The organism is Microvirga tunisiensis (genome assembly GCF_009296175.1).
In the GTDB taxonomy this organism is placed as follows: Bacteria; Pseudomonadota; Alphaproteobacteria; order Rhizobiales; family Beijerinckiaceae; genus Microvirga; species Microvirga tunisiensis.
Window position 1 is genome coordinate 1 of record NZ_VOSK01000668.1, and the last position, 1,832, is coordinate 1,832.

The following is a 1,832-nucleotide window of genomic DNA, read 5'->3' on the forward strand; positions in this document are numbered from 1 at the left end:
ATCTCGCCCGGGCGGAGTTCGCAACGCTGCGGTTGCGCCTGCTCAAGATCGCCGTGCGGGTGCAGGAAACCACCAGCCGCATCCGACTGGCCTTTGCCTCGTGCTGTCCGGAAGCGGATCTCGTCCGGCGTCTTGCGAGCGCTCTGGCACCCCAGCCCCGGGCGGCCTCGCCCTGAGCGCCGGGGCTGCCATCGCCCCGGTCATCCCATCCCGTCCCTGCCAACGCGTTCCCCACGTTCCAGACCTTGCCGCGGTGAAAGAAACGCAGCGGATCGGCACGCCCGCGCTACCAAATAGGCCCCGAAACAAACTCTGGTGAATAGGAACGGCTAGGTGCATGGTGGGCCGCGGGATCCGGCGCCTGTCAGAGAAACAGGAATGCGCCCAAACAGGTACTATCCACGCGAGATGAGATCGAGCAGCGCGAGGCGGTGTACGTGTCGTTGAAGCGTTCGCGAGACATGCTTGACACGCTCAGGTGAGGCTGACGAGAACAAATCTCTGACGGTCGTGTTGGTTTTGGCTCAAGTTGGTTGAGGTGAGAACCCGATGCGGCCGCCTCGTTCGCTGACGCTCATGTTTCGACGCTAGCGGTCGATTGGTTGGTGCTCCTTGAGCCGAAGGATGTGCTCGTTCGATGTCCGCGTGGAATGTCTTGCGGATCCAGTCCGTCAAGCAAGATCAGATTGCATCGGGTTGATGAACTCGACGGAGTTTCGAAAGTGCTTCTCGTTATCCGTCACCAGGATGCAGGTATTGGCTTCTGCAATGGCCGCAACGATCATATCCAGCGCACTGCGCGGTCGACCAGTGGCTGTTCCTTCGGCCATCAGCCGAGCCCAGACCAGAGCTGCAGATTCATCGAAGGACAGCACTCGGCTGTTGAAGAGTGCTTGAGGTCCCGTCGGACCGGAGAACCAGTCCTCAAGCTCTCGTTTCTTGCGGTCTTCGGGCATCCGAAGAATGCCGCGTCGAATCTCAGCGAGAGAAAGCGTCGAGATAAACAGATCCTCGTCAGCCTGCTCTGAGAGCCATTGCACAAGCGATGCGGATGGCGAGGGCTTCGTTGCGGTGCTGATGATGTTTGTGTCGAGGAGGTAGTGGGTCATAGGTCGATGTCACGACCTGGGGATGTTGCGCGTTAGGTCGATCTCGGCACTGACGAGGGGGGACTGGCGCAGTGCTGCCAAGATGCTCCCCTTCTGCGGTGGTTCGCCCGTCACGCTGCGGCGGAGTTCTGCGCGAAGGCGGGTCGCCTCGCTGTCGTTCTGCGCCAAACGTTTGGCCAGCGAACGGATGAGGTCGCGATCAGTGTCAAGACCCAGCACCTCAAACCGAGCCAAGCCTTTTTGGCTGAGGCGCTGGCGGTAGTTGGCGAGGGCGCGCTTTTGTGCGGGATTGCTCATGGCGGACCTCCATTCTTATATCCAGAGATATAGCCAGACATGGAGTCCAAGGCAAGATCGTTACGGCACGTCACGGTCCTTCTTAGGCTCGTTCTGCCCAAACGGGACCGGTGATCGGCCGTTCCGGGGACTGCGGCGGCGCAAGCATGCCGCTGAAATGATACCTAACGAGCGTATGGGATATCGGGGCGCAGTGGGGTTTTCGGGTTTCGGATTCACCTGGACCGAAAACAGGTCTCGGCCAGAGAGGCGTCACCTTAGGCATTCCACTTCTGTGGACCTTCCAGCTCTCGGACTAGCCGATCGTATTCACCTGCGCTGGTTGCGATGACCTGACTTGCGGCTTGGGCGAGCCAATCTGTTGCGCCTTTTTCATCGCGGCGAGGTTTGGAACGTCGGAACGCGTTGGCGGAGAAGACATGGGGT

3 protein-coding genes are annotated in these 1,832 nt (G+C 60.1%); 1 reads left to right on the forward strand and 2 read right to left on the reverse strand.

Going from position 1 to position 1,832, the window contains the following annotated elements:
- Window positions 1-176: transposase (locus tag FS320_RS42655; RefSeq protein WP_192926244.1), on the forward strand; the 176-nt coding region annotated here is incomplete at its 5' end.
- Between the two features lie 495 nt (window positions 177-671).
- Here FS320_RS42655 and FS320_RS42660 read toward each other — a convergent pair.
- Window positions 672-1,109 (reverse strand): PIN domain-containing protein, encoded by a 438-nt coding sequence (locus tag FS320_RS42660; protein WP_152718555.1) that lies wholly within the window; start codon window positions 1,107-1,109, stop codon window positions 672-674.
- A 9-nt stretch (window positions 1,110-1,118) separates the two neighbouring features.
- Window positions 1,119-1,406 (reverse strand): hypothetical protein, encoded by a 288-nt coding sequence (locus FS320_RS42665; RefSeq protein ID WP_152718556.1) that lies wholly within the window; start codon window positions 1,404-1,406, stop codon window positions 1,119-1,121.
- Between the last annotated feature and the right edge of the window lie 426 nt (window positions 1,407-1,832).

Bases quoted from the DNA above. Each gene is read 5' to 3' on its own strand.
- FS320_RS42660 (WP_152718555.1), bottom strand. From the start codon at position 1,109: ATGACCCACTACCTCCTCGACACAAACATCATCAGCACCGCAACGAAG.
- FS320_RS42665 (WP_152718556.1), bottom strand. From the start codon at position 1,406: ATGAGCAATCCCGCACAAAAGCGCGCCCTCGCCAACTACCGCCAGCGC.